14 protein-coding genes are annotated in these 14,491 nt (G+C 41.1%); 13 read left to right on the top strand and 1 reads right to left on the bottom strand.

Annotated features, from left to right (window positions below; all coding sequences use genetic code 11):
- The first annotated feature begins 2 nt into the window (after positions 1-2).
- Together phrB and OCU48_RS17090 are read left to right on the top strand one after the other, a co-directional pair.
- Positions 3-1,439 (top strand): deoxyribodipyrimidine photo-lyase, encoded by a 1,437-nt coding sequence (phrB, locus tag OCU48_RS17095; RefSeq protein ID WP_141345058.1) that lies wholly within the window; start codon positions 3-5, stop codon positions 1,437-1,439.
- Positions 1,417-2,343, top strand: coding sequence for a L,D-transpeptidase family protein (locus tag OCU48_RS17090; protein WP_141345059.1), 927 nt, complete (start codon positions 1,417-1,419; stop codon positions 2,341-2,343). Before phrB ends, OCU48_RS17090 begins: the two co-directional genes overlap by 23 nt.
- A gap of 94 nt (positions 2,344-2,437) precedes the next feature.
- Here OCU48_RS17090 and OCU48_RS17085 read toward each other — a convergent pair whose 3' ends face one another.
- On the bottom strand, positions 2,438-2,719 hold the full coding sequence (locus OCU48_RS17085) for an Lpp/OprI family alanine-zipper lipoprotein (protein WP_141345060.1): 282 nt from the start codon (positions 2,717-2,719) through the stop codon (positions 2,438-2,440).
- A 265-nt stretch (positions 2,720-2,984) separates the two neighbouring features.
- Here OCU48_RS17085 and OCU48_RS17080 point away from each other — a divergent pair, with 265 nt between their 5' ends.
- The 11 genes from OCU48_RS17080 to OCU48_RS17030 all read left to right on the top strand — a co-directional run bounded on the left by OCU48_RS17080 (position 2,985) and on the right by OCU48_RS17030 (position 14,485).
- Positions 2,985-4,319, top strand: coding sequence for a DEAD/DEAH box helicase (locus tag OCU48_RS17080; RefSeq protein ID WP_141345061.1), 1,335 nt, complete (start codon positions 2,985-2,987; stop codon positions 4,317-4,319).
- 554 nt (positions 4,320-4,873) lie between these two features.
- Positions 4,874-5,695, top strand: coding sequence for a phosphate ABC transporter substrate-binding protein (locus OCU48_RS17075; RefSeq protein WP_141345062.1), 822 nt, complete (start codon positions 4,874-4,876; stop codon positions 5,693-5,695).
- Positions 5,696-5,813: 118 nt separating this feature from the next.
- Positions 5,814-6,728, top strand: coding sequence for a phosphate ABC transporter permease subunit PstC (pstC, locus tag OCU48_RS17070; RefSeq protein WP_141345063.1), 915 nt, complete (start codon positions 5,814-5,816; stop codon positions 6,726-6,728).
- Between the two features lie 5 nt (positions 6,729-6,733).
- Positions 6,734-7,597, top strand: a complete 864-nt coding sequence (gene pstA / locus OCU48_RS17065; RefSeq protein ID WP_141345064.1) for a phosphate ABC transporter permease PstA — start codon at positions 6,734-6,736, stop codon at positions 7,595-7,597.
- Between the two features lie 43 nt (positions 7,598-7,640).
- Positions 7,641-8,390, top strand: coding sequence for a phosphate ABC transporter ATP-binding protein PstB (gene pstB, locus OCU48_RS17060; RefSeq protein ID WP_141345065.1), 750 nt, complete (start codon positions 7,641-7,643; stop codon positions 8,388-8,390).
- A 163-nt stretch (positions 8,391-8,553) separates the two neighbouring features.
- Positions 8,554-8,754: a restriction endonuclease subunit S gene (locus OCU48_RS17055; RefSeq protein WP_141345066.1), complete on the top strand. Its 201-nt coding sequence runs from the start codon at positions 8,554-8,556 to the stop codon at positions 8,752-8,754.
- A gap of 349 nt (positions 8,755-9,103) precedes the next feature.
- Entirely contained in the window at positions 9,104-9,793 is a 690-nt protein-coding gene (locus tag OCU48_RS17050) for a helix-turn-helix transcriptional regulator (protein WP_141345067.1), read from the top strand.
- Between the two features lie 93 nt (positions 9,794-9,886).
- Positions 9,887-10,459 carry a hypothetical protein gene (locus OCU48_RS17045; protein WP_141345068.1) on the top strand — a complete coding sequence of 191 codons (573 nt, stop codon included), beginning with the start codon at positions 9,887-9,889 and terminating at the stop codon, positions 10,457-10,459.
- A gap of 97 nt (positions 10,460-10,556) precedes the next feature.
- Positions 10,557-11,237 (top strand): fimbrial biogenesis chaperone, encoded by a 681-nt coding sequence (locus tag OCU48_RS17040; RefSeq protein ID WP_141345069.1) that lies wholly within the window; start codon positions 10,557-10,559, stop codon positions 11,235-11,237.
- Between the two features lie 4 nt (positions 11,238-11,241).
- Positions 11,242-13,668: a fimbria/pilus outer membrane usher protein gene (locus OCU48_RS17035; protein WP_141345070.1), complete on the top strand. Its 2,427-nt coding sequence runs from the start codon at positions 11,242-11,244 to the stop codon at positions 13,666-13,668.
- Entirely contained in the window at positions 13,661-14,485 is an 825-nt protein-coding gene (locus OCU48_RS17030) for a hypothetical protein (RefSeq protein ID WP_141345071.1), read from the top strand. The genes OCU48_RS17035 and OCU48_RS17030 overlap by 8 nt, the downstream gene beginning before the upstream one ends.
- Positions 14,486-14,491: the final 6 nt, after the last annotated feature.

Here is a 14,491-nt window from a genome sequence, read left to right as displayed (position 1 = left end):
CTATGAGAGGTTTAATTTGGTTTCGTAGAGATTTACGTACACTGGATAACACAGCACTAATTGACGCCATTCGAGCGGTTAGTGACTCTCAAGACGATAATCAGGGCCTTTTGGCCCTGTTTGTTGTGACACCAGAACAGTGGCAGGAACATCATCTATCCCCAATGCAGGCCGATTTAATACGCCTGCGCCTTTTGACGTTATCTACCGAGCTTAAAGCACTAAATATCTCTCTTGCGGTAGAGACAGTGGATAACTTTAGTAATTGTCCTTCTTTAATTACAGAGGTCTGCCAACGTTTTGATATTGAGCAGGTGTTTGCCAATGCTGAATATGAGCTCAATGAGACCACTCGTGACGCACAGGTAGAAGAAGCGCTGACAGAGCATGATGTTGCTTTTACGTTATGTTCCGACAAGTGTGTATTTACTCCCGGTTCACTACTCAACAAACAAGGGAGTTACTGCAAAGTATTTACTCCGTTCAAAAAAACGTGGTTGCAGCGCTTTTCGGTTGAGCAAAGTGTGGTGCATAAGCCAAAGTCTTTAGACGTCAATTCACTCTATGATCAAGGGCTAGAATATAAAGGGGATCTTACTTATCCCACAGTAGATAGTGCTCAATGGCATAACAACACTAAAGATGTCATCGCTGAGTTAAGGCGCTTTGCGATTGAAAGAGCATCTGACTATCAACAAGACAGAGATTTTCCGGCTCTTGATGGTACAAGCTTGCTTTCTCCCTATCTTGCTATTGGCATGTTGTCGGTAAGGCAGTGTATCGCCAGATTATTGAACGGTCGTCATCCAGAGCAACTAAACGAAGGCGAGCAAACTTGGCTTAGTGAGTTGATATGGAGAGAGTTCTATCAGCATCTGATTTATTTTGAACCTAAATTGTGTAAGGGGAGATCCTTTGTCCTCTGGAGCGATAATTTACACTGGCAAGGAGAGAACGAACATTTAGAAAAGTGGCAACGCGGTGAAACAGGCTATCCCATCATCGATGCGGCTATGAAGCAGCTATATCAAACGGGGTGGATGCATAATCGACTCCGCATGGTTGTCGCGAGCTTCCTTACTAAAGATTTATTGCTTGATTGGCACGATGGTGAAGCCTATTTTATGAGCCAATTGGTAGATGGGGATTTTGCTGCGAATAATGGTGGTTGGCAATGGTCAGCTTCGACGGGGTGCGATGCTCAGCCGTATTTTCGTATTTTTAACCCTATCTCTCAGGGGCAAAAATTTGATCCTGATGGCAGCTTTGTTAAACAGTGGTTACCAGAGCTAAAAGCGGTACCTACCAAATATGTTCATTCTCCTTGGTTGTGGGCTGATTTCCCTAGTTTGGACTATCCTGATCCTATAGTTGACCACAAACAGCAAAGAGAAAAAGCTTTGCAGATGTACAAGGATGCTAAGGCCAGTGGTAGTTAAGTATGTTGTTCACTTTGCGGTATTGGTGTTGTTCTGGGTATCCAGCGCACACGCTGCGACGTTTAAACTGCCGGAAGATGGTAGCCATGTGGTCGGGAGGTTACAACGTCACCAGGTGGTGAAGGGAGAAACGTTTGCTCGCCTAGCGAACAACTATGACGTTGGTTTGCTAAGCCTGATGGCAGCTAATCGGGGCATTGATCCTTTTCTTCCACACGAGGGTGAAGTACTAACTATCCCGAATCGTTTTATTTTGCCAACGGCAAAGCGCGAAGGCATCGTCATTAATCTCGCTGAACTTCGTCTTTATTATTACGACCCCGATGGGGTGCATGTTCATGTATTTCCAGTAGGCATTGGTCGTATTGGCAGAGAGACGCCACAAATGGTGACTTCTATTAGTGCGATGATAGAAGGCCCGACTTGGACTCCTCCTAAATCCATAAGAATGGCATACGAAGAAGAGGGTATCGAACTGCCGGAAAAAGTACCTGCTGGGCCGGACAATCCTCTAGGAGAATACGCGATGCGCCTTAGCTATGGTTCTGGGCAGTATTTAATCCATGGGACCAATAAAGATTTTGGTATAGGACTAAGGGTCAGTAGTGGCTGTATTCGAATGGAGCCTTCGGATATTGAGTGGTTATTTGGACAAGTAAAGCGAAGAACTCGCGTCGAAATTGTTAATCAGCCTATTAAGATGGCCGTCGAGCCCGATCACAGTGTATTCGTCGAATCTCACGAGCCTTTAACCGCTCGCAATGGCAGTAAGCAGTCTTTTGATTGGCCCCTTGAGCTCCAAGTATGGTTAGATAGTTATCAAGAAGCCTACTCAAGAGTTAATGGCGTGATTCAAATCCAAACTGGAATGCCGACGATGGTATATGACGGTTCTTTCAATTAATGACGGTGTTTCATTATAAGTGTTAAGTGAAAAACGTTTCAGGCATAAAAAAGCCAGCAATTAAGCTGGCTTTAAAATTTAGTGTGTAGTGAGACTACTTGGTGTAAGACTGAGCGATATTGTCTAGACGTTCGTTTGCACGAGCCGCTTCGTCTTGAGCTGCCATCGCGGCCTCTTTAGCTTGTTTCGCTTCCATTGCCGAGTCTGCGTCATTTTCGTGAGCTGCTTTTAATGCCGCCACATCTTGTTCGAGCTGAGATACTCTAGCGTCTTGATCTGCCATTTTAGCTGTAGTTTCTTCATCTGGACCTGAAGCACAACCAGCCAATAATAAAACTGAGCTAACCCCTGCTATGAGTAAAAATTTATTATTCATACGAACTCCCTGATTTCTTTTTTAGTAAAGCCATAATTGATAATGGCTTTCTTAGTGTAGACGTTGAACAAAATATGTTCGAATAATTTATAAAAATTAAGTAATTATCAACAAAGCACACTTTCTTGGGCTTTTTATAACGAGAGATTTTTGTGATCTAAGTCGGCAACTAGGGTATTATTAGCCAGATTTTTTTATAGCATGCTTTCTCTATAACTAACCTAGGGCAGGTGAGAAGCATACTAACCCAGTTTAGGAGAATACTTTGAAGTTTAGAGAATTAGGTTTAGACAATCGTTTAATGAAGAATTTGGATCATTACTCATTTAAGAGTGCGACCGAAATTCAACAGCAGGCTATCCCTGTTGCGTTGGCAGGAAAAGACCTGTTGGCATCGTCTAAGACCGGTTCTGGTAAAACATTAGCGTTTGTTTTGCCAATGCTGCATAAAGCTCTAAAAAGCAAAGCATTCTCAGCAAAAGATCCACGCGGTGTTATCTTAGCGCCAACCCGTGAATTAGCGAGGCAGGTGTATGGTGAATTACGCACTATGCTAGGCGGACTATCTTATACCGCTACGCTTATTGTTGGTGGTGAAAATTTTAATGACCAAGTAAAAGCACTGCGTAAATATCCTCGATTTATCGTTGCCACTCCAGGGCGTCTAGCGGATCACCTCGAGCATCGCTCTTTATTCTTAGATGGGCTAGATACTTTAGTATTGGACGAAGCTGATAGAATGTTGGATCTTGGTTTTGCACCAGAGTTACGCCGCATTCACAACCTTGCGAAGCATCGTCGTCGTCAAACGTTAATGTTCTCTGCAACACTGGATCATGCCGAAGTACATGGTATGGCTATGGAGATGCTGAATAACCCTAAGCGTATCTCTATTGATAGTGCTAACGCACACCATACCGACATTGAACAGAAGTTCTATTTGTGCGACCACCTTGATCACAAAGAAGCCATTCTTCACCGCCTAATAGAAGAAGCGGATTACAATCAGGTAATGATCTTTACCGCAACCCGGGCGGATACTGAACGTTTAACGGCAGAGCTGAATAAAAACAACCTTAAAGCCGTAGCACTTAGTGGTGGCTTAACTCAGACACAACGTAATACCATCATGAGTCAATTCGAACGTACGGTATTTAAAATATTGGTGACTACTGATATTGCATCGCGTGGTATCGATATTGCGAATGTGTCGCACGTTATTAACTTTGATATGCCAAAGCACACAGAAGAGTACGTGCACCGTGTAGGTCGTACTGGACGTGCGGGTAACAAAGGTATGGCGCATTCTCTAGTTGGTCCAAAAGACTGGGACAGCTTTAAGCGTGTAGAAAGCTTCTTACAGCAAGATCTTACTTTTGATGTTCTTGAGGGATTAAAAGGTAAGTTCAAAGGATTAAAACCTAAGAAACCTGCATTTAATGGCAAAGGTGGCAAGCCAGTTAAGAAAGCAACAGCGCAGAAGAAAGTGATGAAGAAATCAGTTAAGCGCGACAAAACCTTCCACACGAATGTGGCAGTGGGTGATGCGGTGTTTATCCCTAAGAAGAAGACCCCACCTAAAGTAGATAGCGACGATTAATTTCGTCTTGTTTTTCGAAAAGCGAAGCCACAGTGCTTCGCTTTTTTTTATCTCCAGTTCATCAAATCGCACTTTTTAAAGATAGGTTTGATAAAAAGGTGGAAAGCATACGGTAAATTTTAGCAATTTTGTGTTCAATTGTGACAGATTGATGACGCAAGGTTGTTGGGTATTTGTTCGATATGTATGCCACTTATTCTGATTCTAGAAGCAATGGCAATGGGTAATTAGGCCAATATTGGTTTACTTCCAGAGAGCTATAGAACGCCATTTTCAATTTAACTTATTGTAAAGTAAGGAGTTATACTCACGTAATTATCGTTGCCTTTAATCGATGTTAACGACTTTGCTCATGCTCAATCAGAGTATCTTAGTGCAGGGCATTATGTTTAAACTGCTCTCTAGCCACCTTAGTAATTACCGTTAATTGTCATTTACCTTTCAAAGTTCTGAAACATAAGTGTAATAAAAGACGCTTAAAGTGTCCCTCGTCGATTAAACAACACCACGACAAAATGAATGTCGTGAAACTGATTCCCATTAAGGACAAACAGATGAAAAAGACAGTAATCGGTGCAGTTGCACTACTAGGCGCACTTTCAATGACTCCAGCCGTAGCTAAAGAGACAATCTCAACTGTTGGCTCTAGCAGTGTGACTCCACTGATGGAAGTTTTCTCTGAAACTTACATGAAGTCGAACAACAATGTATTTATCGAGGTTCAAGGCCCTGGTTCTTCTGCTGGCGTTCGTGCAGCTAAAGACGGTACAGCTAACCTAGGTATGTCTTCTCGCAGCCTAAAAGACTCTGAAAAAGAGCCTGCTCTTAAAGAAATGACAGTTGCTCTTGATGGCATTGCAGTTGTAGTTAACCCTGCAAACAACATCAGTGAACTAACGTCTGACCAAGTTCAAGCTATCTACAAAGGCGAAGTGTCTAACTGGAAACAAGTTGGCGGTGAAGATAAGCCAATCGTTACAGTAACTCGTGACACTGCATCAGGCACACGTGGTGCATTCGAAGATATCATGGATCTTAAAATGAAGATCAACGATATGACAGTATCTGCAATTTCTCAGCGTGCTCAAGTTGCAAACGGTAACGGCGCATTGAAGACTCAAGTTGCTTCTAACCCATACGCAATTGGCTATATCTCTCTAGGTACTGTTGATAACACAGTTCACGCTGTATCAATTGATGGTGCTGCGGCTTCTGTTGAGAACGTACAAAACGGTTCTTACAAAGTAGCTCGTCCATTCCTAGTACTTTACAAAGATGCAAACGCATCAGCTGAAACTCAAAAATTCCTAGAGTGGATGCAGTCTGCCGAAGCACAAAAAATTGTGTCTAACCAGGGCTACATCACAGCACAGTAATCGTAATACTTAATATTTTTGCTCAGCCTGTGAAGGCTGAGCTTTTACACGCACCCCAATTGATTGTTGGGTTTAGTGCAGATTAGATTTACCATCGCAATTAATAGTGAATTTTTCTATGAAAAATGAGAATGTTCAGCCTTCAGCTGTCGCTAGTGGCTTTTCTTTAAGAGAAAACCGTGGCGTAGATTGGAGAGAACGAATCTTCCATGGCTTGTTCTTATCTAGTGCCATTATTGGCATTCTTTCTCTTGCCATCATTGCTTACTTTATCTTTAAAGAAAGTATTCCAGCATTTCAGCAAGCGGGTGTTTCTGGCATCGTATTAGGTCAAAACTGGTTGCCACCTGCTTTATACGGTGTTGCAACAATGATTGTTGCTTCGCTGGTATCAACACTAGGTGCGGTTTTGTTTGGCGTACCAGTAGGTGTGCTAACCGCTATCTTCATTGCAGAAATTGCGCCTAAACGAGTGGCTAACCTGATTCGCCCTGCGATTGAGTTACTGGCGGGTATACCGTCTGTAGTATACGGTTTCTTCGGTTTGGTAATAATCGTTCCGCTTATCCAAGATATTTTTAATGTTCCTGCAGGTAATACTATTCTTGCCGGTATCATTGTTCTTGGTGTGATGATTCTTCCAACGGTAATTACAGTTTCTGAAACGTCGATTCGCGCAGTGCCTCGTACTTATAAAGAGGGTTCACTGGCATTAGGTGCTTCAAAGATTTACACCATTTTCAAGCTTCTCGTACCTGCGGCTCGCTCAGGTATCATGACAGGTGTCATCTTAGGCATTGGTCGTGCTCTTGGTGAGACGATGGCGATCATTATGGTTATGGGTAACGCGCCAGCTATGCCAGAAGGCTTACTAGATGCAGCACGTACATTAACCGCGAACATTGCTATCGAAATGTCTTACGCAAGTGGTATTCACGCTAATGCGCTTTACGCAACGGGTGTGGTTCTTCTGGTCTTCATCATGATGTTAAACGGTGCTCTTTTGTACCTTAACCGTCAAAAAGCGAGATAAGAGCAATGGATACAGTTAAACTAAAACAATCTCGCCAGCGTAAAGACAACATGCTTAGTGCATTTGTGTGGATTTCTGCTGGTCTAACCGTAGGCTTTCTGTTCTGGATCATCTGGTACATTTTGTCGAACGGTCTGCAATTCGTTAACTGGGACTTCGTAACAGGCGATTATTCTCGTACTGGTGATTCTCAGGGTATTTTCCCAATGATCGTTTCGACGATTTATATGGTTATTGCTTCAATTGCAGTAGCCGCCCCATTGGGCATCATGACAGCTATCTACCTTACTGAATATGCAAAAGTCGGTAGTAAGTTTGTCAAAGTGATTCGTTTTTGTACTGAATCACTGGCGGGTATTCCGTCAATTATCTTTGGTCTATTTGGTATGACCTTCTTTGTGACTATTTTAGGATTAGGCTTCTCTATCCTATCGGGTGCACTAACGTTGAGTATTCTGATTTTGCCGGTAATTATCCGTGCTACTGAAGAAGCATTGATGGCTGTGCCTCAAACTTTCCGTGAAGGTTCTTATGCATTAGGCTCGTCAAAAATCTATACCATCTGGCGTTTGATCTTGCCTAGTGCAATGCCTGGTATTTTGACGTCTGTTATCTTGAGTATTGGTCGTGTTATCGGTGAATCGGCTCCAGTATTTTTGACCGCAGGTATGGTTGCTCGCATCCCAGACTCACTGCTTGACTCTGGCCGAACGCTAACTGTACACCTATACAAATTAACGACAGAGCTATTTACGATTGATGAGTGGAACCAAGCCTACGGTACTGCGACAGTATTGATTGTGGTAGTACTACTGATCAACACGTTAACCAAGCTTATTGCTAGCCGCTTTAACAAAGCTACTTATTAATTGTTGCTAGATAGACAGAAAAGAATTTAAGAGATACTGAAAAATGAACAAATTTAATATCGAAAACCTAGATCTTTACTACGGCGACAACAAAGCGCTAAAAAGCATCAACCTTCCAATCCCATTGCGTCAAGTGACAGCACTGATTGGTCCATCAGGCTGTGGTAAGTCGACACTTTTACGTTGTCTAAACCGTATGAACGATTTGATTGAAGGCGTAAAGATCAATGGTCTTGTTGAGATGGATGGTCAAGATATCTACGGTAACATCGATGTAGCAGACTTGCGTATCAAAGTAGGTATGGTATTTCAAAAGGCAAACCCATTTCCAATGAGCATTTACGAAAACGTTGCTTATGGTCTGCGTGCTCAAGGTGTTAAAGATAAAAAACACATTGATATGGTGGTAGAAAAATCACTACGCGGAGCTGCGTTGTGGGATGAGGTAAAAGATCGTCTTAAATCTCATGCATTTGGTTTGTCTGGTGGTCAGCAGCAGCGTCTATGTATTGCGCGCACCATTGCAATGGAACCTGATGTCATTCTTATGGATGAACCAACATCTGCCCTTGACCCAATCGCTACTCACAAAATCGAAGAACTAATGGAAGATCTTAAGAAAGATTACACCATTGTTATCGTAACGCACTCAATGGCACAGGCTCGTCGTATTTCAGACCGTACAGCCTTTTTCTTGATGGGTGAGTTGGTTGAACATGATGAAACACAAGTAATTTTCAGTAACCCACGTGATGATCGCACTCAGGGTTATGTAAACGGTGACTTTGGTTAACAACCGCACTGTTAATAAACGGAATTAACTATAATAATATGCGATGGAACTTTGCCCCTCTTTGTTAGAGGGGCTTTTTTGCGTGACATACGTCCTAGCATTGCATTGACCTAACAATCCCAGCTGAGTAAACTCAGGACAGTTTGATTATGAGGTAATAATTGTGAGCGATTTTGAGAAAGATCTGGAAGCTATAGCACTAGAAGCTGAAGACCAGCCAGAAGAGAAACTGCCTTCGATTGAAGAACAAAAGCAAATTGTTGAAGAGCTGAAAAAACTAGAAGCAGCAGGAGAATTAACTCCTGAAATACTAGAACAGCATTTTGGAAAGTTCTATGCAAAATCAGACGCACCTATTCATTAGGACTGGTCTGATAAGAACTTAAAAACCGAGCTATTGAGGCTCGGTTTTTTTTTGCGCGTCTTCCCATATAGGGGAGACGGATAAGGAACATGATTCATATTCCAAAATCGTATAATAATTATACAGTGAATACTTCGTGAAGTATCAATAGCTTAGTTTGATTACCCCATTGAGTCATTGGAAGTGCCTCTTTTACATATTGATTTAGCTCAATAAAGTCCTACCTTTAAGATGCCTTCAAACGGAATTGAAATGGCTAACTCCTCGTTTCTGAAGCATCACAGGAAACAGCCCGTATAAATTAAAACAGAAACCTTCCGTTTGTCGGCGAGACGTTTAGGGAGGAACTATGTCTCTTATTTACGCTTGTGGCTATGTTGTAACTCGCTCCGATGAGTTCGCTAAAGCCTCGACCGCAATACTTAATCAGCACTTTTCTACTACTCGATTTTCAGCGTTTTCTAGCGTGAGCGATTGTTTTTGTCCAGAAAGAGACGTTCAAGTAAGGAGCATTTACTTGATCGATACTCAAACAGTTAGTAACCCGGTTCGTAGTGGCGTTAATCCAGTACATGAACAGGGTGATTGGCTCGCCGTGAATGTTGATGACTTTGGATTTCAGCTGGGAGACTGGATTCTAAATGGTTTTTCCGGTGTAGTAATGAAGAAGCGCTGTCTAGAGCAGTTGGCTCCTGCTGTAGAGGCAATTAGTCATGGCGAACTATGGTATAGCCGGCAAGATCTTAGCAAACTGGCAAAGGCTTATGTAGCAAATGAATTCGATCCACATGTAGCCGCTGATGATTTTGCACTAGTTCATTCACTGACGCCAAAAGAGAAACACATTTGCCTTATGATACTGAAAGGGCTCAATAATCCTCAGATCGCTGAGTCGGTTAATGTGAGCGTCAATACGGTAAAAACACACGCATCTAGTGTAATGAGAAAAGTGAATGTTCACTCAAAAGCGGAATTGATTGCTCGTGCCGTACAACAAACATCGAATTCACCCAAAAATCACCCTATGAATGGGGCCTGATTCACCATATAGGGTGACGTTAAAAGTAATACGAAACACTATGCTTTCCTCGCAACGTGGTTAAAAGTGCATAACTTAGACGAGGGATTGATTATGAACAGGCTATTAGTGGCTTCTATTGTTGGTGGGCTAGCGCTTACTGTAAGTACTGGAACGTTAGCAACACAAAACGGTGAAGGGAAGAGAAAGCCGCCTAGATGTGAGAACAAGTATGAATGTGAAGCGTCAGCGACGTTTACACTAGAAGGTGAAATACCATGTAAATGTAAATTCAGTCTACCTGACTCTGCTGTCATTGATGTATTTAAAAAACAGAAAGGCCCAGGAGTTAGAAAAGTAGGTGAATATTCTGCGGAATGTAATACAGGTAATATTTGGTTGAAAGTACGTTCGGAGAATGGGGCACTTGCGCATAAGTCGATAGCCGATGTTTATATTCCGTATGAAGTAGGCTTTGGAGCTGAAACGTTTGCTGCTGATCATGCTAATGGTACACCCAAAGAATATATATGGAATAAAGGAGATGGGATTTCCGCTGTAACAACAACGGGTGGAACTCAATCAGTTACTCTTAATTCAATTGGTGGTGGACCAAGACTTGCAGGTGAATACTCTGATACTTTGACACTGACTGTAAGTGGTTTACCTTTGTTACCAACACCTTAGAGTTGTAATTACACTGCTTTAAATCAGTATGAGTGTATTCAATTCGATAAAAGTGGGTGTTTACACCCGCTTTTAGTTATTTATAGGGAAATAAATAATGAAAGATTTGTCTACATCAATACTGTTAGTATTTCTGCTTGGATTGCCTTTTAACACAGCTGCTTACCAAGTATCCCCAATGTTTCAGCTATTTGAAGTTGCCGGAACAAAGTCTCAAGGAAGTTACGAGGTAGACAACACAGATGCTAGTGATGTCATTTTAGAAGCTGTTGTCTACAGAGTCGGATTTAACAAAGATGGCACTGAAAATTTGATACGGTCGGATGAAGAGTTCTTGGTTCTACCCCCACAATCCAAAATAAAAGCAGGCGAAAGTCAGCGATTTAGAGTGCGGTACTTAGGGAATGTCATGCTTCCACAAACCCAGACATTTCGATTGGTCTTCGAGCAAATACAAACGAGTGATAATCCAGGAGAGGATTCAGGGACGGTTGAAATATTAGTTGATTTCTCCACTGTGATTTTTGTATCACCGTTAAAGTGCGACGCAAAAGTATTACCAAAAATGGTTAGTGGACAGCTTGAACTTAGTAACCCCTCTAATTGTGTATATGATCTGAATCAGAGTCGATTCGAATTCTCTGGTTCAGGTTCTTCAACTATTTCATGGATGGAACTGCAAGTCCCCACAGCAGGATACCTATTACCAAAGTCAACACAAAAGGTACAGTTACCTGAGGATTATGATAAATATAGCGAAGTGATTATAGTGAATTAGAAAAATGAAAACTTGGTTTTCATTACTTGTATTGCTGTTATCTCTAGCAGTACATGCTTCTTCAGACTGGCTGTTTCCTTTACCATTATATTACGACAGTCGAAAATTGGGTGAAGTAAACGTATTTACTAATGGGTCTTCGTTTGGAGGAGTGCCTGCGAATGAGTTGGCAAAAGTGCTTCGAAGAGACGTGAGTCCTAAGATACTGGCTGAACTGGCGGTGTATGGTTCGAACAGTGTGGGAAACAAAGAGCTTAACCCGATTGGAATTTGGTTAGATTTTGATTCCAACGATCTGAGTCTTAGTGTATCTCTTGAAGAGCAATCATCGAGTCAAACATCGATTGATTTTGATGGAGAATATAGAAAACCAACCTATTCAGAATACTCATTTATTGCTTGGCACAATATATTTAATTTTTCCGATGATTATGATATCACACCTGATTCTGATAATACGAACCTATGGTTAGGAGAGTGGATATCGGCAATTAATATAGGTGGACCTTTGGGGTTGAACCTAGAGGCTGCAGCTTATGTGGAAGGTATTCAGTCAAATGAAGAATTAGATTCTCCCAGTGTTTATAGAGGGGATATTTTGATGTTTATAGACCGGCCAGATTACCCAATGCGTTTTAGTGTTGGAGATCTAAGTAGTAGTGTAACTGGTCATATGCCGTCTTTGAACTTAGGCGGCATAGCGATTGAAAGACTGTGGTCTAGGTTACAACCCGATAGAAATATACAAAATGGCGGCGCACAATCGATTTATTTACGTGAAAGTGCAAATGTATATATATACATCAATAATATATATTTTACAGATCTGAGGCTACGACCAGGCCGCTACGATATAGAAGATTTGCCTTTAGACCAAGGAAGCAATGATATACGGATTGAAATTGAATATCAGTCTGGCCAACGAGAGGTGATAAACTATAGTCAGTTCTTTAATGCTCGATTATTGCGAGAAGGTATCAGTGATTTTTCTCTTTATGCCGGTGTATTTTCATCGATAGAAGACAACGTCTACGACTATGATGAAACACAGTATGCAGTGCAAGGCTTCTATGAATATGGCATAACCGATGATGTCACTGTAGGTGTCAACTCAACTTGGCACCCTGATGGTCAAATTTTTGGAAGTATTCTGAATTTAGGTTCTAACTTTGGAAATATAGGTAGCCGATTTAGTGGGTTAACTTACTCTGATGTCGATGAGATCGGAATGATAGTAAGTGTTGATTATGAACAAGCTATATTTGGTAATTTGGATTTCAGCAGTCCTAACTTTAGGCTATCAGCTGAAACGTTTTCTGATTATAGGTCTACGCCTTGGAACCTTGATGAAACTTTAAGTAACGGAATAAGAGTAATAGGGGATTATAGTTACTTCATTACACCTACGATTAATTATACTGTGAGGGGTAATTGGTTTAAAGATGTAGATTTAGATGAAGATAATTATTATGCTGCAGTTGAAGCAACGTGGTCTCCTTGGAGATTTACCTTTACCAGCGGTATAGATTATTCATTTAATAACGGCAGTTCCAGCAATGATATTAGATATTATTTTGTAGGCCGTTGGGATTGGTTTTCTTCAGAGAATTATTATTCAGCAGCAGTTGAGTATCAATCTCGACCGAATTCAGTCAGAACGTCATTTTCTAAATTGTCAGAATATACTCCGAATAGCTTTGGATATGAATTAAGGTCAGATATAACACCAGAATTTCAAGAGTATTCAGGAAAGATAGATTATGTAGCAAACCGGTTTACTACAGAAGTTGAGTATCAAACAAATTATATCGATTTTTCTGAGAATCGCTCGCAAAGAATTTCAGGGCGATTAAGCACTGCAGTTAGTGTTTTTGATAGTAATATCGCATGGGGAAGAAGTTATGGTGGGCCTGCTGCCATTGTTGATGTTCACAATAGCTTAGAAGCACCTGTATTAATAAACGGCTTCGATGAAGATAGACCGGAATCTATCGCGACCAGATCGCTGTCTGGATTAGTTCCAATCTACGGAGCTCATGGCACTTCAAATATCAGTATCAGTGTTCCTGATGCACCCATTGGCTATGACTATGGCCCTGACAGACACAGCATTGTTGCTGGCTCATATACAGGTCACTTATTGACAGTCGGTTCAAATGCATCCAAAACGGTGCTAGGGAAACTAATTGATAAAAATGGGGAGCCTATCGTCCTAAGGAACGGAGTTTTACTAATGGAAACTGGTGAGAAGTCATTTTTCACCAATAGAGGTGGTCGGTTTGCGCTTGACGGAATGACAAGTGGAAATTTTGAAATAATAATCAAAGGTAACCCAAGTTATAGAGGGATAATTTCCATTCCGGACAATGAAGATAATTTGATTTACTTAGAATCGACTCAACTTCAATTACAAGGAGTAAATGATGATTAGAATATATATTTATCTCTTTTTCTTGTGTGTTTCATTTCCGGTGCTCAGTCAACCGTGTACGGGTAACTGGTCAGTTAAAGTTGATAGCAATAGTCTTTCCTCTAAAGAAAATGCTATTAAATTGCCTATATATATTCAGGTTGATAAATCGATCGCAAGATGTCGACCTCAAGGGATATATATACGTTCAGACACTGTTGGAAATGTGTCGGTTAAGAATAATAATACAATTATTCCCGGTAGAGTAGTGGATTCTTCGGGTAATAATAGTGGGGTAAGAATGTCACGTGGAGTGTTATTTTCACTTTCGAACGACTCAACAACTAAACTTTGGGTCGAGTTTCCTCAAGCATCACTAAGCCGAGCAGGTGATTACTCCGGAAATCTTACAGTCGCTTTAGCTGGTATAGAGGGTATAAGTCCTAAAAATGTAACGATTGCGTTTAAGGTCTCACCTTTTGTAGATTTGGGTATATCTAGTTTAGATAAGTCGCATCACACCATGAATTTTGGAGTTTTAAAATCGAATCAAACTAAAAGTGCTGATGTTTTCTTTCGAGCTAATACTCCTGTAAGTTTGTTGTTTAGATCAGAGTTTGGAAGGTTGCAACATATCGATATACCCAATGAGTCCATCGCATATAGTATTTATTTAGACAGTAAAAAAGTGGCTATAGATGATGAAATAAAGTTCAATAGACTAAGTAGCGTGAGAGCAACTAAAAAGAAATTCATGATTAGAGTAGGGGATACCAGAAATGCGGCAGCTGGCTCATATAAAGAAGTGATTACGATAGTTGCTTTTGCTAAACCCTAGAAAATA

Origin of the sequence: Vibrio inusitatus (assembly GCA_024346935.1) — a bacterium.
In the GTDB taxonomy this organism is placed as follows: Bacteria; Pseudomonadota; Gammaproteobacteria; order Enterobacterales; family Vibrionaceae; genus Vibrio; species Vibrio inusitatus.
This window is presented reverse-complemented; position numbering and strand designations above follow the sequence as displayed.

Coding starts and splice junctions, on each gene's coding strand:
- phrB (WP_141345058.1), top strand. CDS start 3: ATGAGAGGTTTAATTTGGTTTCGTAGAGATTTACGTACACTGGATAAC.
- OCU48_RS17090 (WP_141345059.1), top strand. CDS start 1,417: ATGCTAAGGCCAGTGGTAGTTAAGTATGTTGTTCACTTTGCGGTATTG.
- OCU48_RS17085 (WP_141345060.1), bottom strand. CDS start 2,719: ATGAATAATAAATTTTTACTCATAGCAGGGGTTAGCTCAGTTTTATTA.
- OCU48_RS17075 (WP_141345062.1), top strand. CDS start 4,874: ATGAAAAAGACAGTAATCGGTGCAGTTGCACTACTAGGCGCACTTTCA.
- pstC (WP_141345063.1), top strand. CDS start 5,814: ATGAAAAATGAGAATGTTCAGCCTTCAGCTGTCGCTAGTGGCTTTTCT.
- pstA (WP_141345064.1), top strand. CDS start 6,734: ATGGATACAGTTAAACTAAAACAATCTCGCCAGCGTAAAGACAACATG.
- pstB (WP_141345065.1), top strand. CDS start 7,641: ATGAACAAATTTAATATCGAAAACCTAGATCTTTACTACGGCGACAAC.
- OCU48_RS17050 (WP_141345067.1), top strand. CDS start 9,104: ATGTCTCTTATTTACGCTTGTGGCTATGTTGTAACTCGCTCCGATGAG.
- OCU48_RS17045 (WP_141345068.1), top strand. CDS start 9,887: ATGAACAGGCTATTAGTGGCTTCTATTGTTGGTGGGCTAGCGCTTACT.
- OCU48_RS17040 (WP_141345069.1), top strand. CDS start 10,557: ATGAAAGATTTGTCTACATCAATACTGTTAGTATTTCTGCTTGGATTG.
- OCU48_RS17035 (WP_141345070.1), top strand. CDS start 11,242: ATGAAAACTTGGTTTTCATTACTTGTATTGCTGTTATCTCTAGCAGTA.
- OCU48_RS17030 (WP_141345071.1), top strand. CDS start 13,661: ATGATTAGAATATATATTTATCTCTTTTTCTTGTGTGTTTCATTTCCG.